Origin of the sequence: Campylobacter sp. IFREMER_LSEM_CL1097 (genome assembly GCF_025772225.1) — a bacterium.
Lineage (GTDB): Bacteria > Campylobacterota > Campylobacteria > Campylobacterales > Campylobacteraceae > Campylobacter_D > Campylobacter_D lari_D.
The window spans coordinates 49,687-72,571 of sequence record NZ_JAKMRT010000009.1; the positions used below are offsets into that span (position 1 = coordinate 49,687).

The following is a 22,885-nucleotide window of genomic DNA, read 5'->3' on the forward strand; positions in this document are numbered from 1 at the left end:
GCGAAGATTAGATGGATATTATTTTTATACTTCAACTTTTTATTATTTTTTCTATGATAGCCATAGGTGGTAGATATGGTGGTATAGGACTTGGGGTTGCAGGTGGGCTTGGTATGTGTATTTTGGTGTTAGTTTTTGGTATGCAACCAGCTTCACTTCCTGTGAGTGTTGTGTTTATTATACTTGCTGTGATTACTTGCGTGAGTGTTTTGCAAAGCGCAGGCGGGCTTGATTTGCTAGTAAAAATAGCTGAAAAAGCATTAAAGAAAAAACCTCAAGCTATTGTTTTTATGGGTCCATTAATCACATCCACATTTACAATATTTTGTGGTACTACTTATGTGGCTTTTTCTATTTATCCAGTGATTGCTGAAGTAGCTGCTCAAGCTAAAATTCGTCCTGAAAGACCACTTTCAGTTTCAGTTATAGCAGCAGGTATTGCAGTGGTAGCTTCTCCTATGAGTGCAGCCACTGCAGGTATGGTAGCCATTTTAGCCATTAGTGGTGTGGGACTTGTTCAAATATTAGCTGTGGTAATGCCAGCATTTTTAATTGGTGTTATATGTGCTTGTTTGAGCGTTTTTAAAAGAGGAAAAGAGCTTGAGCAAGATGAGGAATTTCAAAGAAGAGTAAGAGCAGGGGAGTATCAATTTTTAACTCAAGATAAACAAGAAGATAAACAAGAAGCAGATCCTAAAGTTAAAAGAGCTTTATTGATATTTGCTTTGGGGATTTTAACCATTATTTTCTTCGGGACTTTTACAAATTTGTTACCTCACTATGAGCTTGCAAATGGTAAAATAGAAAGACTTTCTACCCCAAATTTAATTCAAATGATCATGCTTGCAACAGCTTGTTTAATTATGCTTTTTGCTAAAGTTCCTGCTAATAAACTTGGTGAAGCTTCTGTATTTAAATCAGGACTTATAGGCGTTGTAGGGGTTTTTGGTATAGCTTGGATGACAGGGACATTTTTTGAAGCTTACAAGCCTTTATTTAGTGATTCTTTATCACATATTGTAGAAGATTATCCGTATTTATTTGGTGTAGCTTTATTTGCCTTTTCTATGGTGATTTTTTCTCCAGCTGCAACAGTAGCTGCTTTGATGCCCTTGGGTGTGAGTTTGGGAATTCCTCCTCAAATTCTTATCGTGCTTTATCCTTGCGTGAGTGGAGATTTTATAGTACCAGGAGCTAATCAAATAGCTTGTGTGGCTTTTGATAGAACAGGCACAACAAAAATAGGAAAATTTGTGATCAATCACTCTTATTTAAGACCAGGTTTTGCTTTAATCATTGGTGCTGTTGTGAGTGCTTATTTTATATCGCAAATAGTTTTTTAGCTATTAAAGGCTATTTTTAAATTTTTGCAAATATCTATAGACGCTAGGTTCTGATATATTAAGTGACTTAGCAACTATAGGTATGCTTCCTTTTATATTAAAAATTCCCTTTGAATGAAGCTTTTTAATAATCTCATCTTTTTGTTCAGTGCTTAAGCTATATCCTGAATTTAAATATTTTAAGTCTATGTTTTCAGCTAGAATATCTTCTATAGAATGACTAAGTGTTTCTATATTACTCACATTGTGTAAATTTACGTTGTTTTGATTGTGAATATCTAATAAATCACTAAAATCATTAATTTTTTCTAGTTCTATGATTTTACTAATAGCATTTCTAAGTTCTGTGGTGTCGTGATTTATACATAAAATTCCTACAATTTTATTTTGGTTTTTTATAAAAAAGGTTGATCCGGTAACGATCTTAGACTTTTCAACCTTTGCTTTGTAATCACATAAAAAATCTTTATTTAAATACTCTTTTTCTTGTACAAGCTCACTCGCAAAAGAGGTTAATGGAGAATTGATTGTCCTTCCGCTAATATGATTATTTGCAATGGCTGCTATATATGAACCCTCAGGTGAAATCACATGAAAAACTATTTCATACTGATCTCCAAGAACTTGCCCTAAAAATTGAGTGAGTTTGATAAATAATTCTTTTTGTTGTTCATCCATGATCTAGACCTTTTTGTTGTTTTTTGTTATTTTACAAAATATTTTCATCAAAGTTGTTAATATTTACAACAATAAAAAAAATTATTATTATGATAAAAAAATATTGACAATTTATTATTATGATGATAATATTATATTATGATTTCATTTAAACACAAGGAGTATACATGGCAAATTATCCAAAGGCTATAGGACCATATTCAGCTTATAGAGAAGCTAATGGTTTGTTATTTATTTCAGGACAACTTCCTATTAATCCACAAAGTGGAAACATAGAAAGTGAAGATGTAAAAGAACAAACAAGACAATCATTGTTAAATATCAAGGCTATATTAGAAGAAAATAATCTTTATTTTAATAATGTAGTTAAAACGACTTGCTTTTTAGCAAATATTGATGATTTTTTGGCTTTCAATGAGGTTTATTCTGAATTTTTCGCAGCTCCATATCCTGCAAGAAGTGCTTTTGCGGTAAAAGATCTTCCTAAAGGAGCAAAAGTGGAGATAGAGGTTATTGCTCATAAAGGATAGAGCATGTTGGGTTTATTTTTTGCAGGATGTTCTGTATTTTTACTTGTTTTTATGCTCTATAAAAAAATCAACGCCCACATGGCGTTGCTTTTAAGTGGTTTATTCTTGTTAGCTTTAGCAGGAATTTTTGGACTTTCTCCAATTATTAATGAAAAACAATCTTTACATTTAGGTCTTTTTGATATTTTTCAAGTAGTAAATACTAAAATGTCAAGTACTCTAGCAGGTCTTGGACTTACTTTAATGTGTATAGCAGGATTTTCTGCTTATATGGATCATGTAGGTGCAAGTTATGCTTTATTTAAAGTATTTGAAAGACCTTTAAAAGCTGTGAAATCACCTTATGTTTTATTGTTGGTTTCATATTTTGTGATCCAGTTTTTAGTGCTTTTTATACCTTCACATGCAGGTTTAGCACTTTTGCTTATGGTTACAATGTACCCTATTTTAGTGCGTTCAGGTGTTTCTAAGCTTTCTGCGCTTTCGATTATTGCTATTTGTCAATACATTGACCATGGTCCAGGAAGTGGTAATGTAATTTTAGCTGCAAAAACAGCTGAAATTGATCCTGCGGTATATTTTGTGCATTATCAGCTTCCTACAACTGTGCCTATTATTATAGCAGTGGGTATTGCGATTTATTTTTGCTCAAAATATTTTGATAAAAAAGAAAATTTCACATTTAACCGTGATGATGTTGAAAAAGAATTAGCAGAACATGATGGCAAAAGTGAAGAGCTTAAAAAACCACCTAGAATTTATGCGATTTTACCTATTATACCTTTAGTGTTAATTTTGGGCTTTAGTAGTGTTTTAGATAGCATTATGGTGTTAATGGGATTTACTACCATGGAAGATGTTAAAGCAGCTTCATCTACTGCAATTAGAATGAATGTACCGGTTGCTATGATGATTTCAACTTTTATAGCAATTATTTTTGAAATCATTCGTTATAAAAGTTTAATTGATACTTTAAATTCTATCATGGTATTTTTCAAAGGTATGGGACATTTGTTTGTAATCACGGTTTCTTTGATCGTTTGTGGCCAAGTTTTTGCAAGTGGCCTTTTATCAGTTGGTTTTGTAGATACTTTAATAGACTTTGCAAAAGATGCAGGTTTTGGAGTGCTTGCTATCATCATAGCAGTTTCTATTTTACTTGCTGTGTGCGCATTTTTAATGGGTTCAGGAAATGCAGCATTTTTTTCTTTTGCACCACTCATTCCAAATATAGCAAAATCTTTTGGAGTTGAAACTATAACTATGATAGCACCTATCCAAATCATGACAGGTTTTGGTAGATGTGTTTCACCTATTGCACCAGCTATTTTGGCAATTTCAGCTATGGCTAAAGTAAATCCATTACAAGTTGTAAAAAGAACAGCTATTCCTATGCTTGTAGCTGCTATTGTTAATGTGATTATGACTTATGTTTATTTGTAAAAAGGACTTAAAATGAATAATAAAACTAAATTAATCCACCTAGGAAGAGGCGATCAAAACGCTGAAGCAAGATCAGTTAATCCAACCTTAATGCGTGCATCAACCATACTTTTTAAAGATCATGCTACTTGGCAAAAATACCGCGAGCTAAGAAAAAATGAGCGTGTTTTAAGTTATGGTGCTAGAGGAACAGCTACAAATTTTGAACTTGAAAAACTTATTTGTGAGCTTGAGGGTGGTTATAGAGCACAACTTTTCCCAACAGGGCTTGCAGCATTAGCTATGGTGCTTTTAAATTATGCTAGTAAAGATGCTCATTTTTTAATCACTGATGCTATTTATGGACCTGTTAGAACAATTTGTGATTTATTTTTAACTAAAATGGGTGTAGAAATTGACTTTTTAAAAGCTGATGCTTCTGATGTAGAGGAAAAAATCAAACCAAACACAAAATTAATCCTTTGTGAAAGTCCAGGTTCTATACTTTATGAAATCATAGACTTACCAAAACTTTGTGAAATTGCACACAAACATAACATACCAGTAGCGATTGATAATACTTATTCAAGTGGGTATTTTTTAAACCCGCTTGAGCTTGGAGCAGATATTTCAGTAATTGCAGCGACTAAGTACTTAAGCGGGCATTCAGATGTTACTATGGGTATAGTAGTGATTAATGAAAAAGAATGGAAAAATTTTGACAAATTACCAGAAGCTTTAGGATTTACTACAAGTCCTGATGATGCTTATCTAGTGCTTCGTGGTATGAGAACTTTAGATGTAAGAATGAAAGCACATGAAAAAAGTGCAGATGAGGTGGTAGAGTTTTTACAAAGTAGAAAAGAAGTTAAAACAATTTTTTATCCAAAATTAAAAACTCACCCAAACCATGAAGTTTTTATGCGCGATCATAAAGGCGCTAATGGTATGGTAACGATTGAATTTGCAGATGGCATTTCTAAAGAACAAGCCGTTAAATTTGTAGATAATTTAGAGTATTTTTCAATCGGTGCAAGCTGGGGTGGATATGAGAGTTTAGCTACTGTTACTACTCCGCCAAGAACGGCAACAGATTGGAGCACTAGAGGTCCTTTTGTAAGATTTCATATAGGTCTTGAAGATAGTAAGGATTTGATTGCTGATTTAAAACAAGCATTTGAAAAAATAAATTTTAAAGGATAAAACATGGGTGTGAGTGTATTTGATATGAGGTTGCTTCAAGATTCTTGGAGCACCCCTGCAATGAGAGCTATTTTTAGTGAAGAAAATAGAATTCAAAAATGGCTTGATGTAGAAGCTGCTTTGGCAAAAGCTCAAGCAAAACTTGGCATTATCCCTAATGAGGCAGCTACAGAAATAGCTAAAAAAGCGCATTATAAATTTATGGATATGGATTTTATTTTTGCTGAGTTTAAAAAGACTAAACACCCTTTAGTGCCTACTGTTAGAGGTTTGGAAAAAGCTTGTGAAAATGGTCTTGGCGAATATGTGCATTTTGGTGTAACAACACAAGATATCATTGACACAGGCATAGTTTTACAATTTAAAGAAGCTATGGCTTTAATCAAACAAGATTTAAAAGATATAGCTAAAAATTTAGCAAAAATCGCAAAAGAGCATAAGAACACTGCAATGATGGGAAGAACCTTAGCTTTACAAGCTTTACCTATAACTTTTGGACACAAAGTTGCAATTTGGCTAAGTGAGCTTAATCGTCACTATGAAAGAATTATCGAACTTGAAAAAAGATTATATGTAGGATTAATCGTAGGTGCAGTGGGAACTAAAGCAAGCTTAAGTGACAAGGCTAATGAAGTAGAAAAACTTACTTTAGAAAGCTTAGGTTTAGAAGTTCCTGACATCTCATGGCAACCAGCAAGAGATCGTTTTATTGAGCTTGGTTATGTTTTAGGTAATATCAACGCAACCTTTAACAAAATCGCACATCAACTTTTAATCTTAGCTCATAATGAAATCGATGAAATTGCTGAGCCTTTTGGAAAAGGTCAAGTAGGAAGTTCTACTATGCCTCATAAAAGAAATCCCGCAGTAAGTGAAAACGCAGTGACTGTAAGTAATGCCCTAAGAGCTAATATTGCAATTTTAAGTGATATAGAAAGACATGAGCATGAAAGAGATGGTCAAGTTTGGAAAATGGAATGGAAGCTTTTACCAGAAGCATTTTTAATGCTTTCAGTGGTATTAGCAAATATGAAATTTGTCTTTGATGATTTAGAAGTTAAAAAAGACAAAATGTTAAAAAATCTTGATACGCTTAATGGCTTTGTATTGGCAGAACGCGTGATGTTTGCTTTGAGTGATCATTATGGTAAGCAACATGCACATGAAATTGTTTATGAAAATGCTATGAGAGGTATAGAAAATCATAAAACTTTTAAAGTTGTTTTGCTTGAAGATGAGCGTGTAAGTAAGGTTTTAAGTGAAAAAGACATTGATGTTTTAATGGATGCTACAACTTATGTAGGTTATGCACCAAAATTAGTTGATGAGTTCTTAGAAAAAATCGCTAATGCACAAATTCTAAAGTAGAAAAAAATGTATTTAAGTGAAAAACTAGCCGAATTTATCGTAAATTTAGACTATGAAGCTATTCCTAGTGAAGTAAAGCAAAGAGCAAAAGAGCTTATGCTTGATGCACTAGGAACAGCCCTAGCTGCTAAAAATGAAGCTTGTGTTTTAAATGCAACTAAGACTTTTGAAGCTTTAAGCGTAAATCCTAGTGAAAAAATTTGGAGTGGGGATAAAAAACTTGATGTAATTTATGCTGCGATGGTAAATGCTATTGCAGCGCATGCCCTTGATTTTGATGATACTCATACTGAAGCTATTTTGCACGCTAGTGCTATTTTAACTCCACTTTGTTTAACTTATGGATTTAGTGTAAGTAAAGATGGAAAGAAAGTTTTAAAAGCCTTTATTATTGGTTGGGAAATTGCTGCTAGAGTGGGTATAGCAAGCAAAGGAAGTTTCCACAAATGCGGCTTTCATACTACAGCTATAGCAGGAATTTTTGGTAGTGTGGCTGCAAGTTGTGTTTTGCTTGATTTAAACAAAGAACAAATCATCAATGCACTAGGTTTAGCAGGAAGTTTTGCAAGCGGGGTAAATGAATTTTTATCTAATGGGTCTAATTCTAAAGTTTTACACATAGCTAATGCTTTGAAAAATGGAATTTTGGTAGCAAATTTCGCAAAAGCTAATATGAGCGGTCCTTTGAGTATATTTGAAGGAAGGGATAATATCTTTAGAACTTTTGGTTTAGAAGATGAGTGTGATAAAAATGAACTTTGTAAGGGCTTGAATGAAATTTGGCAAGTAATGCAAGTTTCGTTAAAACCTTATCCAAGTTGTCATTTTGCACATGGGCTTATTGATTGTGCTATGAGTTTAAGAAATGATGGCTTAAAAGCGCAAGATATCAAAAGTTTGCATTGCTTTGTAGATGAAGTGCCAATTTCATTTATCTGTGATCCAATAGAAGCAAAATACACTCCACAAAGTGCTTATGCGGCCAAATTTTCCATGCCTTTTTTAATGGCTTTAGCGTTTTTTGATGGCAAAATTACTTTAAAATCTTATGAAAATTTAAATAGAGCTGAACTAATAGAATTTGCTAGAAAAATTAGCTATGAGAAGAAAAAATCTAGCGGTTTCCCTAAATACTTTCCAGGACATTTAGAAGCTGTTTTAAATGATGGAAGAGTAATTAAAAAAGATGTGTTTATAAATAAAGGAAATTTTGATAATCCTTTAAGTTTTGATGAATTAAAAGATAAATTTCTTTCTAATGCTAGCATAGCACTTTCTTTAGAAAAGGCTGAGGAATTAGTCAAAAAGCTTCAAAATTTAGAAAATCTAAATGATTTTGATTTCTAGCAATCTCATTTTTTGAGATTGCTTATTATTTTAAAAAATAAATAATTGAATTTTTTATATAATGTCTTATCTTAGTTTTTGTAAGGAAAAACATGACTTTAGATACATTAAAAGACAATGAAGAAGCCTTTATAGTAGGCTTTGAAGCAGATAAACAACTCCAAGCAAGACTTTTTAGTTTTGGTTTTGCAAAAAACAAAAAAGTTAAAAAAATTCGCTCTTCTATAGCAAATTCTACTATTATGGTAGAACTTGATACAACTTGCGTGATTTTACGCTCAAGTGAAGCAAAAATAATACAAATTTCAAAAGAGTTTTAATGAAAGAAATCATCGTTGCTTTAGTAGGTCAGCCAAATGTTGGTAAAAGTTTATTAATTAACGCACTTTGTAAAGCTAATATGAAAGTTGGAAATTTTAGCGGTGTTACGGTTGAAAAGGCTGAGGCTATATTAATTTATAAAAATTATGAGTTTAAATTTATAGATTTACCAGGAACTTATGCATTAGATGGTTATAGCGAAGAAGAAAAAATTACAAAAGATTTTTTAAAAAAGGGTAAATTTGATCTTGTAGTAAATGTGCTTGATTCTACAAATTTAGAGCGTAATTTGATTTTGAGTGCATCTTTAATAGAAGCTAAAATCAAAATGATTATGGCTTTAAATATGCAAGATGAAGCTAAAAATGAAGGTTTTAGTATAGATTTTAAAATTTTATCCCAACTTCTAAATACACCTTGTCTTGGCGTGTGCGCTAAAACTAAAGAAAATCTAAATGCACTTTTGGATTTAATCATTTCAACCCATGAAGCTAAATTTGAAGCTAAAGAGCGTGTTTATAGCGATATCATAGAAGAAGAACTTGCAAAAATAAGTGAATTTTTAAATCAAAATGAAATTACTTATTTAGATTTTTCTACAAAAGATTTAGCGATAGCTTTGCTTAAAAATGAAGTTAATATAGTCATTTCGCACGCTTTGGGAAAAATACTTGATGAAGCTTTAGAAAAAATTTATATGGCATATCATAGCAAAGATATGGAAAGTATTTTTAAAGAAGAGCTAATTGCTTTTGCAAATGGTATATGTGTTAAGGTTTTAAGCAAGAGTGTTAAGTATAAAAATCATACCAAAGAAATAGATTCTATTTTAATTAATAAATTTTTAGGAATTCCTATATTTTTGTTTTTTATGTGGGCTTTATTTCAATTAACCTTTACTTTAGGTCAAATCCCTATGGATTATATAGAAATGTTTTTTGCTAATTTAGGTGATATGGTAAAAAATAATATTAGCAATGAATTTATCGCTTCAGCTTTAGCTGATGGTGTTTTAGGTGGAGTCGGTGCGGTTATAACTTTTTTACCAAATATTATGATTTTATTTTTTGGTATAGCCTTGCTTGAAACAACTGGATATATGGCTAGGGTTGCATTTTTATTAGATGGAATTTTATACAAATTTGGCTTACATGGTAAAAGTTTTATCCCTTTAATCACGGGTTTTGGCTGTTCAGTACCTGCATTTATGGCTACAAGAACTTTAAAAAATAAAAAAGATAGACTATTAACTCTTTTTATTATTAATTTTATGAGTTGTGGCGCAAGACTTCCTGTATATGTGCTTTTTGTTGGAGTGTTTTTTCCTACTGATGTGGCGGGAAATTATCTTTTTGGGATTTATCTTTTGGGTGCGTTTTTGGGTTTGATTGCAGCTAAGATTTTAAGAATGAGCGCTTTCAGAGGACAAGATGAACCTTTTGTAATGGAAATGCCAAAATATAGAATGCCAAATTGGAATTTGGTATGGTTTATGGTGTTTAACAAAGCCAAAATGTATTTAAAAAAAGCAGGAACATTTATTTTGATAGCTTCTTTGCTTATTTGGTTTGCGAGTAATTTTCCTGCACAAGAAAATAATACTCAAGATGCTTTAACTCAAGAACTTCAGATAGAAAATAGTTATCTTGGACAATTTGGCAAAGCAATAGAGCCTATTTTTGCACCACTTGGCTTTGATTGGAAACTTAGTGTATCTTTGGTAAGTGGTTTAGCGGCTAAAGAAGTGATGGTTTCTACTATGGGTGTGCTTTATTCTTTAGGTGATGAAGTTGATGAGACAAGTTTAAATTTACAAGAAGCCATAAAAGAAAACATCCCTTTTAGCACAGCAGTTGCTTTTATACTTTTTGTTATGATTTATAATCCTTGCTTTGCAGCAACTATAGTTTTTGCCAAAGAAGCAGGAAATAAAAAGTATGCATGGTATCTTTTTATATTTACATCTTTATGTGCATATTTGATCGCTTTTTTTGGGATTAATATTACTAAATTGATAATTTAATCATCTTTATGATGATTAAATTTCCATTTTTTGCTCTAAAGAGTGTTGCCAAAAGGCTGTTTCAAGTCTTATAGTAGTATAAAAAATTTCGTTTAATTTTTTAAATTTTTCTTCACTAATGCTATTTGCATAAGAATTAAAAAAGTCTTTAAATTCTTTAATTTCATCTTGAAATTCTTTACCTGCATAGGTTAAAATCCACTCTTTGTAAGGATGATTTTCTAAGCTTTTTTCACTAAGCCCTTTATAAATTTCTTCCCCTATATATGCATAGCCTATAGCACAAGCACTCAAAGCACACAGCATATCCAAATAATCACCATTTTGCCCCACACTTAGTAAGTATCTTGTATACGCAATATTAGTTAAACTTTCATCTTTATAGCCAAGTTTTTCTACATCAATACCTAGTTTTAAAATACTTCTGTGAAGTTCCAATTCTCCTTCTAAAGTGTAGTTTTGATTTTTAATGGCAAATTGAATTTCTTTAGAGTTATTTGCATTTAAAGCAAGCAGGGCATAGCATTTTGCATAATTATTTAAAAAGATATAATCTTGTTTAAGATAAAACAAAAATGTATCTTTTTCTAAAGTACCATTTTGAAGTTTTTTTACAAATTCATGATAGATGTATTGCTCCCAAGTTTTTTTATTTTCTTTTATAAGTTTATCTAAAAGCATTAATTTCCTTTGCTAAAATTTAAGCTTTTATTTAAACACAGATAATTAAATTTTTCGTAATAATCTTTAATTTTTAACTTTTTAAACAAGAAATTTATTTTTTTATTGTAAAATGCGTTTTAATTTTTTAAACTAGGAGATAAAAATGGCAATTTTTGATGATGTAAAAAAAGTAGTTGTTGAGCAACTTAGTGTTGATGAAGATGCAGTTAAAATGGAATCTAAAATCATTGAAGATTTGGGTGCTGACTCTTTGGATGTTGTTGAATTAGTTATGGCTTTAGAAGAAAAATTTGATGTGGAAATTCCAGACAGTGATGCTGAAAAACTAGTAAAAATTGAAGATGTTGTTAATTATATAGAAAATCTTCAAAAATAATTTTAATTTTTAATAAGGAGTGCGGTTTGAAACGCGTTGTAGTAACAGGTATAGGAATGATCAATGCTCTTGGCTTAGACAAAGATAGCTCATTTAAAGCAATTTGTGATGGCAAAAGTGGCGTTGATAAAATCACTCTTTTTGATACCACTGATTTTCCAGTGCAAATTGCTGCTGAAGTAAAAAATTTTGATCCTTTAAGTGTCTGCGATGCTAAAGAGGTTAAAAAAATAGATCGTTTTATACAACTTGGTATTAAAGCAGCAAAAGAAGCTATGGAAGATGCTAAATTTGATGAAACTTTAAATAAAGAAGAATTTGGTGTAGTTTCAGCAGCTGGTATAGGTGGTTTACCAAATATAGAAAAAAATTCCGTTACTTGCGCACAGCGTGGACCACGTAAAATTACTCCTTTTTTCATACCATCTGCTTTAGTTAATATGCTTGGTGGGATTATTTCAATCGAGCATGGATTACAAGGACCAAATATCTCATGCGTAACTGCTTGTGCAGCAGGAACTCATGCTATAGGCGAAGCTTATAAAAGCATAGCTTTAGGCAATGCAGATAAAATGCTTGTAGTAGGTGCTGAAGCAGCCATTTGTGCTGTGGGTATAGGTGGCTTTGCTGCTATGAAAGCTCTTTCTACTAGAAATGATGATCCAGCTAAGGCTTCAAGACCATTTGATAAAGAAAGAGATGGTTTTGTAATGGGTGAGGGTGCTGGTGCTTTAGTGTTTGAAGAGTATGAGGCTGCTAAAAAGCGTGGAGCTAAAATTTATGCTGAGTTGGTAGGTTTTGGCGAAAGTGCAGATGCACATCATATCACTTCACCTACTTTAGAAGGGCCATTGCGTGCTATGAAAAAAGCCTTAAAAATGGCAGGAAATCCAAAAGTAGATTATATTAATGCACACGGAACTTCTACTCCAGTAAATGATAAAAATGAAACAGCAGCTATTAAAGAACTTTTCAAAGATCAAATTCCTTTAGTTAGTTCTACAAAAGGTCAAACAGGCCATTGTTTGGGTGCTGCTGGTGCTATTGAAGCTGTTATTTCTTTAATGGCACTTGATCAAGGTGTATTACCGCCAACTATCAATCAAATCGTAGCAGATGAAAATTGCGATCTTGACTATATACCAAATGCTGCAAGAAAAAGCGAAGTTAATGTTGTAATGAGCAATTCTTTTGGTTTTGGTGGAACAAATGGTTGTGTGATTTTCAAAAAAGTAGATTAATATGGCTTCTTATTTAGATTTTGAAAAAAATATTCAGCAAATTGATGAAGATTTAGCAAATGCTAAAATCAAAGGTGATGATGAAGCAGTAAAAATTTTAGAAAAAAACCTTGAAAAAGAAACTCAAAAAGTTTATAAAAATTTAAGCGATTACCAACGCTTACAGCTTGCAAGACATCCTGATCGTCCTTATGCGCTTGATTATATTCAAGCTATACTAAGTGATGCTTATGAAATTCATGGTGATCGTGCTTTTAGAGATGATCCTGCTATTGTGTGTTATGCAGGTTATATAGGTGGGAAAAAAATTATTGTTATAGGTGAGCAAAAAGGTAGAGGTACTAAAGATAAACTTCATAGAAATTTTGGTATGCCTCATCCTGAAGGTTATAGAAAAGCTCTAAGAGTAGCAAAAATGGCTGAAAAATTTGACATACCGGTATTGTTTTTAATAGATACTCCGGGTGCTTACCCAGGAGTGGGCGCTGAAGAGCGTGGTCAAAGTGAGGCTATAGCTAGAAATTTATACGAGTTAAGTGCCCTTAAAACAATTACTATAGCAGTAGTTATAGGTGAAGGTGGAAGTGGTGGTGCTTTGGCTATAGGAGTAGCTGATAAACTTGCTATGATGAAAAATTCAGTTTTTTCTGTGATTTCACCTGAGGGTTGTGCTGCTATTTTATGGAATGATCCATCAAAAAGTGAAGCTGCTGCTAAAGCCATGAAAGTAACTGCTGATGATTTAAAAACTCAAGGTTTAATAGATGATGTTATCGAAGAGCCAATGAGTGGAGCTCATAGAGATAAAGAAAACGCGATTAAAAATTTAAGTGATTATATCTTAAAAGCTATAGAAGAGTTAGAACAATACGATAAACGCGAATTAGCCGCATTAAGAATGCAAAAAATCTTTAAATTTGGTGCTTTTGCTGAATGATTTGCATTTTTATGCAAATTTCAACTTTTTTTAAAAAAACTATTGTATAATTACAACTTCAATTCAGTGGTTGGATAGCTCAGTCGGTAGAGCAGCAGACTGAAAATCTGCGTGTCGGCAGTTCGATTCTGCCTCTAACCACCATCTTCATTTTCTATTATAAAAATCATCTAATTTTTGAAGTTCGTTTTCACTAAATCCTGCTTGTATTCTAGCTGTTTTATTATATACTTTTCCTAAAAGATTAAATTCTTTATATTTGGCACAAAGATCCATATAATCATCATTTTCATTTTTTGCATAATTCCACCAAAAATCTCCTTTATTTACATGTTTAATCTCATCATTTAATATAATGGTAAAAATTTCACCAAATAAACTTTTTATAGGATGATTAGTTGTGTTTAATTTTTCTAAGACAAAAGGATTGGCATCAAGTCCTTTTGCTTCAAGTCCTCTATGCACTATGCCCATTCTGTGAGCAAGATTATCTTTGGTTAAAAATAAGGCTTTTTCAAGATTATCATGGGCATAGAAATCTCCATATTTAAAACCAAGTTCATTTAAAGTTTTTTCTAAAAGTAAAAAATGCTTAATTTCCTCATCAGCTACCTCAAGCCAATCTTGATAAAATTTCAATGGCAAATTTTTAAATCTATAACTAGCATCTAAGGCCAAATTTATAGCACTATATTCTATATGTGCAACTGAATGTAATATTTTAGCTAAAGATAAAGTACTATTTGCTTCTTTTGGACGCCTTATTTTCATAGGATGAAGGATTTTAACTTGTGAGTTTTCACAAATGATCGCTTCATGTGAATGATTAAAATCATACAAATTAGATTTAAAATTTTCATAAAATTCATTAAATAATTCAATCTTTTTGAAAATATCTTTGTGATATAAAATTTTTTCTAATTCTTTAAAGAAATTTCTTTTCATTTTTAAACCTTGTTAAATATTATATAAGATAAAAAAGTATAATATAAAAATTTTGAAAATTTAAAAAGGTTTGCTAAAAATATGTTTAATGTCATACATGCTCTTTTTTTTAGAGAGTTAAAGACAAGATTTGGTATTAATAAATATTTGGGCTATTTTTGGGTAATCGGAGAGCCTATGATGGTAGTTTTGGTAATCACTTCTATTATAACAGCTATTAGAGAATTTCATCATCAAATCATGCCTGAAGGTGTTTCTATCTTTTTGTTTTTAGCAGTAGGAATTATACCTTTTTTTATGTTTAGAAGTATTATTACTCAGCTTTTAAATGGTATAGGATCAAATTTAACTCTTTTTGCTTATAAGCCTATTCGCCCTATACATGTTTTTATTGCAAGAGCATTGCTTGAGTTTTGTATTTATTTTACTATTTTTATTTGTGTAATGTTTTTAGCAGGTTGGTTTTTACATATGCAAGTTATACCTAAGCATTTTTTAGAAGTGATGTTTTCGCTTTTTTTGCTTGTGGTGTTTGGTTTTGCTATGGGAATGTGTTTTGCTATAGCAGGACATTTTGCAGAGCCTTTAAAAATGGCTTTAAATTATTTAAATATAGTTTTATATTGGACGGCTTTGGTGGTATTTCCTATATGGATAGTTCCAAAACCTATTTTAGACATTTTATATTACAATCCACTTTTACATATTATGGAACTTTTAAAATATAATTTTTTTCAAAATTACCCATTACTTGATGATTATAATTACTATTATCCTATTGCATGTTTAAGTGTGATTTTGTTTTTGGGATTGTTTTTTTATTATTTTACTAGAGAAAAGTTGATAGCAGTGCGATGATAAAATTAGTTAATTTAACCAAATCTTTTCCTTTACGCAATGGTGGAAGGCATTATGTTTTTAAAAACTTAAGTTTTGAATTCCCTGAAAATTGCAGTATAGGTTTAATGGGGCGCAATGGTGCTGGAAAATCAACCTTAATGAAACTTTTAAGTGGCTCCTTACTTCCTGATAGAGGTAAGATTATTACTAATAAAAAATTATCTTGGCCTCTAGGTTTGGCAGGTGCATTTCAACATAGACTTTCAGCAAGAGATAATGCACGCTTTGTAGCTAGAGTATATGGTTATAAAGGAAAGGCTTTAGAAGAAAAGATTAAATTTATGGAAGATTTTGCTGAGCTTGGTAAATTTTTTGATGAGCCTATGAATACTTATTCAGCAGGTATGAGTGCTAGAATATCTTTTGGCTTAAGTATGGCTTTTGATTTTGATTATTATTTAATTGATGAAGCAGGTGCTGTGGGAGATCCTAAATTTAGAGAAAAAAGCTCTAAAATCTATAAAGAAAAATTAAGTAGGTCAAAAGTTATCATGGTTTCGCATAATGTAGCTGAAATTAAACAATGGTGTGATAAAATTATATTCATGCAAGATGGACAAGCTACTATATATGATGATGTAGATGAGGGTATAGCGGTGTATCAAGGAAAAATAAATGCAAAATGAATTATTAAAAAAACTTAAAAATTTAGAAATATTTAATTCTTTTAAAATAGTATTGATTTTAATGGTATTTGTTGTATTTTATTATATTTTTATAGCAGCAAATCGCTATGTGAGTGAAAGTGTTTTAAGTGTGAAATCAACCACAGGAGATAGCGGGGCTATTACTGGAATTGCCGCATTTTTGACTAATAATTCTTTTTCAAGTGAGGATATTAATTATTTAAAATCTTATATTCATTCTTTAGATATGTTAAATATCTTAGAAGAGAAAGTTCAAATTCGTGAGTTATATCAAAAACAAAAACTTGATTTTTTTTATAATATTTCTTCATCAGCCAATCAGGAAGAGTTTTTAAAGTATTATCAAAACCGTGTTAAAATTACTCAAGAAAACTCAGCTAATGGGCTTTTGCGTGTAGAAGTTGAAGGTTTTGATCCACAAAGTGCACATTTGATAGCTTCAACTATAGTTAAAGAAAGTGAAAAATTTATCAATGAAATTTCACACAAAGCCGCAAGAGATCAAATGCAATTTGCTGAAGAAGAACTTTTGCAGTTTAAAAAAAGATATCAAAAGGCTAAAGATGAGCTTTTAGCTTTTCAAAACAAATATGGAGTATTTGATCCACTCAAACAAGCAGAAGGGACCTTAAAACTCATAGCTGAACTTGAATCAAAAATAGCAGCCAAAGAAGCTGAGCTTTTAATGATGCAAAGTTATATAAACGATAATGCACCACAAATTGTTACTATAAAAAGTGAAATCACAGCCTTAAAAAAACAACTTCAAAAAGAAAAATCCAAAGTTTCATCGCCAAAATCCTCTCAAAAACTCAACGATCTTGCAGCTAAATTTCAAGATCTAACCATAGAAGCAGGTTTTGCAGAAAGTGCTTATACAGCTGCATTAAAAGCTTATGAGAGTGCTAGGATAGAAGCTTTAAGAAAGATAAAACAAGTGGTTATAGTGCAAAGCCCAAGTTTACCTCAAAGTGCTAAATACCCAGAAGCTTTATATAATATACTCACGGCTTTTATGATTTTATCTTTGATTTATGGAATTGTTAAATTTATTAAAATGATTATAGAGGAGCATAGATACTAATGAAAAAGATATTTTTACTTTTACTTTTACCTTTGTTTTTATTTTCAGCGGTAGATGTTTCTCAAATTGCAAAAATTCAAAATCAACCATTAGTTCCATCTTTAGAGCCACAAATTATAAATTATGATAATAACCAAAGTGATTTTAATCAAACTCAAATTCCGATAACTAAAGTTTTTGGTGCACATTTATTTAATGGCAATTTTACTAAATTTACCCAACATGTTTACAATCCTGACTATAAACTAGCAGTAGGCGATAGGATTAATGTAAAAATTTGGGGCGCAGTAGAGTTTATACAAACTTTAACAGTAGATTCTCAAGGAAATATTTTTATACCAAAAGTAGGTGCGATTAATCTTTTGGGTGTGAAAAATAGTGCTTTGGTTCAAGTTATTACAAAAGCTATTAATAAAATTTATAAAAGCAATGTCTATGTATATGCGGATATGGATATTTATCAAAATGTATCGGTATTTGTTACAGGAAATGTAAATCAACCAGGTCTTTATCAAGGACTAAGTTCAGATTCTATTATACAGTATTTAGATAAAGCTAGTGGAATTAATTTGGAATATGGTAGTTTTAGAGATATTCAAATTTTAAGAGATAATAAAGTCATTAAAAAAGTAGATTTATATGACTTCTTACTTAAAGGTCGACTTGATCTTTTTCCTTTTAGAATGGGCGATGTGATCTTAGTGGGTAGTGTGCAAAAGTATGTTTTTGTAGAAGGAGATGTGCAAAAACCTTTTAGATTTGAGCTCAGTAATGATATTTTAAATTTAGAAGATATAGCCAAAGTTGCAGGAGCTAAGCCTATAGTAACTAATGCTGTGGTAAAAAGCTATAGAGATGATCATAAATTACACGTAGATGCGTATAGTAAAAAGCAGTTTTTAGGTGTGAAGTTATACAATGGTGATGAGATAGAGTTTAGACCTGATTATACTGCGCAGAATATTAGTATTAGTATAGAAGGTGAGCATAGCGGTTTGCACTCGGTGGTGATAAAAAAAGGCACAACTTTAGCCGAACTTGCTAAAATGATTACAGTTAACGATCAATCAAACATCAATGCCTTACAGGTTTTTAGAAAAAGTGTAGCAGCTACCCAAAAACAACTTATAGAAGCCCAACTTAAAGAGCTTGAAACACTAGCTCTAACAAGCTCTTCGGTCAATGCTGAGCAAGCTAACATTAGAGCTACTCAAGCTAAGACGATTTTAGAATTTATTGCACGCGCAAAACAAGCCCAACCAAAAGGACAAATCGTTATAGACAATGTCAAAGCGTATAATTCTATAGTATTAGAAGAAGGTGATGTAGTAAATGTACCTAGTAAAAATAATCTTGTTTTAGTTCAAGGTGAGGTTTCTATACCAGGTGCATTTGTATATATGGATAAAGAAAAACTAAGATATTATATCAACCTAGCAGGTGGCTTTAGTGATAGGGCAGATATATCAAGAGTTTTAGTAATCAATGCTAATGGTAAAGCAACTAAATACAGCGGTAGAAGCTCAGCAGATATCAAAGCGGGAGATTCTATTTTAGTTTTACCAAAAGTAGATAGTCAAAATCTCCAAATTTTTAGCATGTTAACACAAATTTTATATCAAATAGCTATTGCAACTAATGTAGTGTTAAATATATAGGAATTTAGATGAGCCAAATAGATGCGATTAAAATAGCCAAAGAAGTTTTTGAGATAGAGTCAAAAACGATTTTAGATTTATGTGATAATTTAGATGAAGATTTTAATAAAGCCATCGAGTTGATTTTATCTATCAGAGGTAGATGTGTAGTAAGCGGTATGGGTAAATCAGGCCATATAGGGGCTAAGATAGCTGCAACCTTAGCTAGCACAGGTACCCCGAGTTTTTTTATGCATCCAGGTGAAGCTTTACATGGGGATCTTGGTATGCTTACAAGCGAGGATGTACTTTTGGCTATTTCAAATTCAGGAGAAACTGAAGAGGTTTTAAAACTCATACCAGTGATTAAAAAAAGAAAAATTCCTTTGATCGTCATGGCGGGAAATCAAAACTCTACTTTAGCTAAGCAAGCAGATATTTTTATAAACATAGCAGTAAAAAAAGAAGCTTGCCCACTCCAGCTTGCTCCTACTTCTTCTACCACGGCTACTTTAGCGATGGGTGATGCTATAGCAGTAGCTTTGATGAGAGCAAGGAATTTTAGACCTGATGATTTTGCTTTATTTCACCCAGGAGGAAGTTTAGGTAGAAAGCTTTTAACTAGGGTGAGTGATTTGATGGTGTCAAATAATCTACCTATGGTAAACCCTGAGAGTGAATTTAATGAGTTAGTTGATGTGATGACTAGTGGCAAATTAGGACTTTGTATAGTACTTGAGAATGAAAAACTAGTTGGAATCATCACAGATGGAGACTTAAGAAGAGCTTTAAGGCCAAACGGTAAGCCAAGATTTGATTTTAAAGCTAAAGAAATCATGAGTGAAAAACCTAAAACTATAGAAGCAAGTGCTATGGCAAGTGAGGCAGAAGAGCTTATGCTAAAACATAAAATCAAAGAAATAGTTGTCACTCAAGATGAAAAAATAGTAGGCATTATACAACTTTATGCGATAGGAAATGTGTGAAACTTTCTATTATTATACCTTTTGGTTTAAGCAAAGAAAGAATTTATATAAAAGATCGTGTTGTTCAAAAAGCATGTGAGTTTAAAAGTGATGATAGGGTTGAATATATTTTTGTTGAAGGATATTCTTCTTTAGAAAATGATTTAAAGTGTATCATCGAAGAAAATGGGCATATTTATCTTAAAGATGAAAGACAAAAAGATTTCTTCTCTCAAGGAAAATGTCGTAATCTAGGTGCATCTTTTGCAAATTCAGATGTAGTGATGTTTTTAGATGTAGATTGTTATTTTTCTACAAGAACTCTTGAGTTAATTTTACAGCTTATAGATATAAAAAATATCGCGCAAAATATTAATGAGTTTTTAGTACTTCCTGTTGTTTATCTTAGTAAAGAAGGCAGTGAGTTTATTTATACACAAGAAAAAGATTTATGGGATGGTTTGATTAAAAATGATTTAATTAGCGGAAAAAGAGAGTGGATTAAGTATTTTTCTTTAAGCTCTAGTTCTTTAGTTTTAAATAAACATAAATTTCTATCTTTAGGTGGAAATAATGAAGCATTTATAGGTCATAGCTATGAAGATCATGATTTTTACGCAAGATTGTTATTTGAAACAACTTCTTTTAAAAAAATGCCAAAAAAGTTATGTTATGATGAGGGAAGTTGGAATATAAAAGAATTTAAAGGCTTTAGAACTTGGTTTTCTTTGCTTGGTTATGAGGCGAGTTTTCATGGTGTTTATATGTATCATTTTTATCATGATGAGCCAAATCAAAATAACTACATGGGGAATAGATTTCAAAATCACAGAAAATTTTATAATAATTTAAAAAATTTAAAAGACTATAGCATACCACCACTTCAAGATAAGATAGTGATAAATAAAAATATTTTATTACTATGTAATAATGACAAATTGATACTTAATTCAATAAAAGATGTGAGTGTTTATCTTGGTAAAATACAAAGTAAAGGTGAAAATTTTTTCTTCAATGAAGGTGAATTTAATAGCAATGAATTTTTAAATTTCATTCAAGAAAATCATATTGAATGTGTATTATTTCCAAACCCATATGGTAATGAAAAGAGATTAATTATCTATGAATTTGTAAAAAATAATGATCTTAAATTTATTTGTTATGATAGAGGCGCTTTACCCGATAGTTGGTTTTTTGACACCAAAGGATTTAATTATGATTCTTCTACTTATAAAGAAGAAAATTGGAATAAAAAATTAACTATAGAAGAAATTAATGAATGTAAAGAGTATGTAAATAAAGTCTTAAATGAAGATAACTTTTTAGAAAAACAAGAAAAAAGAAATCCTGAAAAGCTAAAAAGCAAATTAAATGCAAAAGATAAAAAAATAGTTTTTGTTCCCTTGCAGGTTGAAAATGATACAGTGGTAAAATATTTTACTTATACACCTTTTGAATATAGTAATTTTTTAGAAATTATCAATGAAGCAGCAAAACAATTAGAACATAGTCATGTTTTTTTAATTAAGAAACACCCTTTAACTTGTAAAATCGATAAAACAAGTTATGATTTACTAGTTTTTGCAGAAGATGATACAAATATTATTGATTTGCTTGATATGTGTGATGTAGTATTGACTTTAAATTCTGGTGTGGGGGTTTATGCTATGATGATGAATAAACCTTGTATTAATTGTGCATTTGCTTTTTATGCTATTAATGGAGTTAATTATCAAGCGTTAAATAAAGATGAATTATTAAAGTATTTAAAAAGTGATTTAAGTGTTGATTATGAAAAAGTTATAAGATTTATATATTATCTTAAAAACAATGTGTATAGTTTTGGAAAATCCAAGTATAAAGTAGTTCAAAAAAATAACAGAATTTATTCTAAGGTACATGAAACGAAATATTATTGTATTAATATAGGTTTAAAGAATTATTTAAATGTCAAAAATATAAATAAAACTCATTATAATTTAAAGTCCTTAATTTATAAACCGTATATTAATGAAATTAACCATGCAGGTATCATGGTAAAAACATTTAATTTGATTTTCCCAGATTTTATAAAATTAAGAATTATGCATACTAGGTTTTATAAGCTTTTTAGAAAGTTAGTGTATAATCCAAAAAAATTTATAAATGATTTTTATCTTAAGAGAACGAATTATGAAAAAAACAATTAAAATGAGATTTGTTGATTGGTATTTACAAGATAATGAGGAAAATTTTTACAATCATTACTTGATAAAGATATTACAAGAAAGATATGACATTGTTTATAGTGATAAACCTGATTATATTATATATAGTGTTTTTGAATTTAATAGACATGTAAATTACGATTGTATAAGAATCTTGTTTACGGAAGAAAATAGAAGAACAAATTGGAATATTGCAGATTATGGAATAGATTTTGATTATATGAATTTTTCTGATAGGCATATTAGAGTCCCATTTCAGTTTTTATGGCTGCAAGATGATATGAATTTTGCTCAAAAAAAGCATATATATTACACAGGTAGTAATTATAAAAAAAGAGATAAATTTTGCGCATATTTAATTACAGATCCAGGTAGACCAGAGTGGACACCTAGAGATAAATTTATAGATATGCTTTCATTATATAAGCATATTGATTCTGGTGGCAGGTATCGTAATAATATTGGTGGACCAATAGGTAATCGATACGGAGAGGATTTTAATGTAACAAAGAGAAAATGGCTTCAAGATTATAAATTTAACATATGTTTTGAAAATTCAAGTGCACCAGGTTATACATCAGAAAAACTATTTCAAGCTTTTTCTGCAGGATGTATACCAATTTATTGGGGTGATACTAGTTTAAGATGTGGTTTGGGTTTAGAGGAAAAAGTATCTTGCAATTTTGAGATCGATCAACGCATTCCAAAAATTCCTGAGAGTTTGTTGGAGTACAAAATCAATCCAAAAGCATTTGTTAATGCACATAATTTCAGTACTTGGTCTGAGTTAGTTGAAGAAATTAAAAGAATTGATCAGAATGATGATTTGTATTTAGAAATGCTAAAAGAGCCTATTTTTTTATCAGATTTTGATGCTGTAGAATATTCAAAAAAGAAAATATTTGATTTTTTTGATAATATATTTAATCAAAATCTTGAATGTGCTCTAAGAAGAGGTAAGGGGGCTCATATTAGTTTTGAATTACGAGATAAGAAAAAATGTTCTGCTGATTACAATAATGAATTA

The 22,885-nt window shown here is 30.8% G+C and carries 21 protein-coding genes and 1 tRNA gene; 19 read left to right on the forward strand and 3 right to left on the reverse strand.

Annotation, left to right across the window (positions count from 1 at the left end; translation table 11 throughout):
• Positions 1–11 precede the first annotated feature (11 nt).
• The gene (locus L8W64_RS05315) at positions 12–1,343 is read left to right on the forward strand and encodes an anaerobic C4-dicarboxylate transporter family protein (RefSeq protein WP_263673048.1); all 1,332 of its coding nucleotides are present in this window, start codon (positions 12–14) and stop codon (positions 1,341–1,343) included.
• A 3-nt stretch (positions 1,344–1,346) separates the two neighbouring features.
• On the opposite strand, the gene L8W64_RS05320 is transcribed toward L8W64_RS05315, so the two are convergent.
• Complete coding sequence (locus L8W64_RS05320) at positions 1,347–2,021, reverse strand: transcriptional regulator (protein WP_263673049.1); 675 nt, start codon at positions 2,019–2,021, stop codon at positions 1,347–1,349.
• A gap of 167 nt (positions 2,022–2,188) precedes the next feature.
• Here L8W64_RS05320 and L8W64_RS05325 point away from each other — a divergent pair, with 167 nt between their 5' ends.
• From L8W64_RS05325 to feoB, 7 genes are all read left to right on the forward strand, one after another.
• Positions 2,189–2,551 carry a Rid family detoxifying hydrolase gene (locus L8W64_RS05325; RefSeq protein ID WP_044598311.1) on the forward strand — a complete coding sequence of 121 codons (363 nt, stop codon included), beginning with the start codon at positions 2,189–2,191 and terminating at the stop codon, positions 2,549–2,551.
• 3 nt (positions 2,552–2,554) lie between these two features.
• A complete protein-coding gene (dcuC, locus tag L8W64_RS05330) occupies positions 2,555–3,994 on the forward strand; it encodes a C4-dicarboxylate transporter DcuC (protein WP_263673050.1) in 1,440 nt (479 codons plus the stop codon).
• Positions 3,995–4,006: 12 nt separating this feature from the next.
• Complete coding sequence (locus L8W64_RS05335; RefSeq protein ID WP_263673051.1) at positions 4,007–5,176, forward strand: trans-sulfuration enzyme family protein; 1,170 nt, start codon at positions 4,007–4,009, stop codon at positions 5,174–5,176.
• A 3-nt stretch (positions 5,177–5,179) separates the two neighbouring features.
• Positions 5,180–6,544 (forward strand): adenylosuccinate lyase, encoded by a 1,365-nt coding sequence (purB, locus tag L8W64_RS05340; protein ID WP_173787881.1) that lies wholly within the window; start codon positions 5,180–5,182, stop codon positions 6,542–6,544.
• Positions 6,545–6,550: 6 nt separating this feature from the next.
• On the forward strand, positions 6,551–7,891 hold the full coding sequence (locus L8W64_RS05345) for an MmgE/PrpD family protein (RefSeq protein ID WP_263673053.1): 1,341 nt from the start codon (positions 6,551–6,553) through the stop codon (positions 7,889–7,891).
• Positions 7,892–7,983: 92 nt separating this feature from the next.
• Positions 7,984–8,211 carry a FeoA family protein gene (locus tag L8W64_RS05350; protein WP_039627920.1) on the forward strand — a complete coding sequence of 76 codons (228 nt, stop codon included), beginning with the start codon at positions 7,984–7,986 and terminating at the stop codon, positions 8,209–8,211.
• Entirely contained in the window at positions 8,211–10,235 is a 2,025-nt protein-coding gene (gene feoB / locus L8W64_RS05355; RefSeq protein WP_263673054.1) for a ferrous iron transport protein B, read from the forward strand. The genes L8W64_RS05350 and feoB overlap by 1 nt, the downstream gene beginning before the upstream one ends.
• Positions 10,236–10,250: 15 nt before the next feature.
• On the opposite strand, the gene tenA is transcribed toward feoB, so the two are convergent.
• Positions 10,251–10,916, reverse strand: a complete 666-nt coding sequence (gene tenA, locus L8W64_RS05360; RefSeq protein ID WP_263673055.1) for a thiaminase II — start codon at positions 10,914–10,916, stop codon at positions 10,251–10,253.
• Between the two features lie 145 nt (positions 10,917–11,061).
• Between tenA and acpP the strand changes: the two genes are divergently transcribed.
• From acpP to L8W64_RS05380, 4 genes are all read left to right on the forward strand, one after another.
• Positions 11,062–11,295 (forward strand): acyl carrier protein, encoded by a 234-nt coding sequence (gene acpP, locus L8W64_RS05365; RefSeq protein WP_039617517.1) that lies wholly within the window; start codon positions 11,062–11,064, stop codon positions 11,293–11,295.
• Between the two features lie 26 nt (positions 11,296–11,321).
• Positions 11,322–12,536, forward strand: coding sequence for a beta-ketoacyl-ACP synthase II (locus L8W64_RS05370; RefSeq protein WP_263673057.1), 1,215 nt, complete (start codon positions 11,322–11,324; stop codon positions 12,534–12,536).
• 1 nt (position 12,537) lies between these two features.
• On the forward strand, positions 12,538–13,473 hold the full coding sequence (locus L8W64_RS05375) for an acetyl-CoA carboxylase carboxyltransferase subunit alpha (RefSeq protein WP_263673059.1): 936 nt from the start codon (positions 12,538–12,540) through the stop codon (positions 13,471–13,473).
• Between the two features lie 68 nt (positions 13,474–13,541).
• Positions 13,542–13,617 (forward strand) — tRNA-Phe (locus L8W64_RS05380).
• 3 nt (positions 13,618–13,620) lie between these two features.
• Here the strand turns inward: L8W64_RS05380 and L8W64_RS05385 are convergent.
• Positions 13,621–14,418, reverse strand: coding sequence for a ferritin-like domain-containing protein (locus tag L8W64_RS05385; protein WP_263666310.1), 798 nt, complete (start codon positions 14,416–14,418; stop codon positions 13,621–13,623).
• Positions 14,419–14,499: 81 nt separating this feature from the next.
• On the opposite strand from L8W64_RS05385, the gene L8W64_RS05390 reads away from it, so the two are divergent.
• The 7 genes from L8W64_RS05390 to L8W64_RS05420 all read left to right on the forward strand — a co-directional run.
• Entirely contained in the window at positions 14,500–15,276 is a 777-nt protein-coding gene (locus L8W64_RS05390; RefSeq protein WP_263669521.1) for an ABC transporter permease, read from the forward strand.
• Positions 15,273–15,944, forward strand: coding sequence for an ABC transporter ATP-binding protein (locus L8W64_RS05395; protein WP_263673061.1), 672 nt, complete (start codon positions 15,273–15,275; stop codon positions 15,942–15,944). The genes L8W64_RS05390 and L8W64_RS05395 overlap by 4 nt, the downstream gene beginning before the upstream one ends.
• Entirely contained in the window at positions 15,934–17,049 is a 1,116-nt protein-coding gene (locus tag L8W64_RS05400) for a capsule biosynthesis protein (protein WP_263673062.1), read from the forward strand. Before L8W64_RS05395 ends, L8W64_RS05400 begins: the two co-directional genes overlap by 11 nt.
• On the forward strand, positions 17,049–18,707 hold the full coding sequence (locus tag L8W64_RS05405; RefSeq protein ID WP_263673064.1) for a polysaccharide biosynthesis/export family protein: 1,659 nt from the start codon (positions 17,049–17,051) through the stop codon (positions 18,705–18,707). Before L8W64_RS05400 ends, L8W64_RS05405 begins: the two co-directional genes overlap by 1 nt.
• An 8-nt stretch (positions 18,708–18,715) precedes the next feature.
• The gene (locus tag L8W64_RS05410) at positions 18,716–19,672 is read left to right on the forward strand and encodes a KpsF/GutQ family sugar-phosphate isomerase (protein ID WP_412175213.1); all 957 of its coding nucleotides are present in this window, start codon (positions 18,716–18,718) and stop codon (positions 19,670–19,672) included.
• Positions 19,669–21,840: a glycosyltransferase gene (locus L8W64_RS05415; RefSeq protein WP_263673066.1), complete on the forward strand. Its 2,172-nt coding sequence runs from the start codon at positions 19,669–19,671 to the stop codon at positions 21,838–21,840. The genes L8W64_RS05410 and L8W64_RS05415 overlap by 4 nt, the downstream gene beginning before the upstream one ends.
• The coding region (locus L8W64_RS05420) for a glycosyltransferase family 10 domain-containing protein (protein ID WP_263673067.1) at positions 21,824–22,885 on the forward strand (1,062 nt) is incomplete at its 3' end. The genes L8W64_RS05415 and L8W64_RS05420, both read left to right, overlap by 17 nt.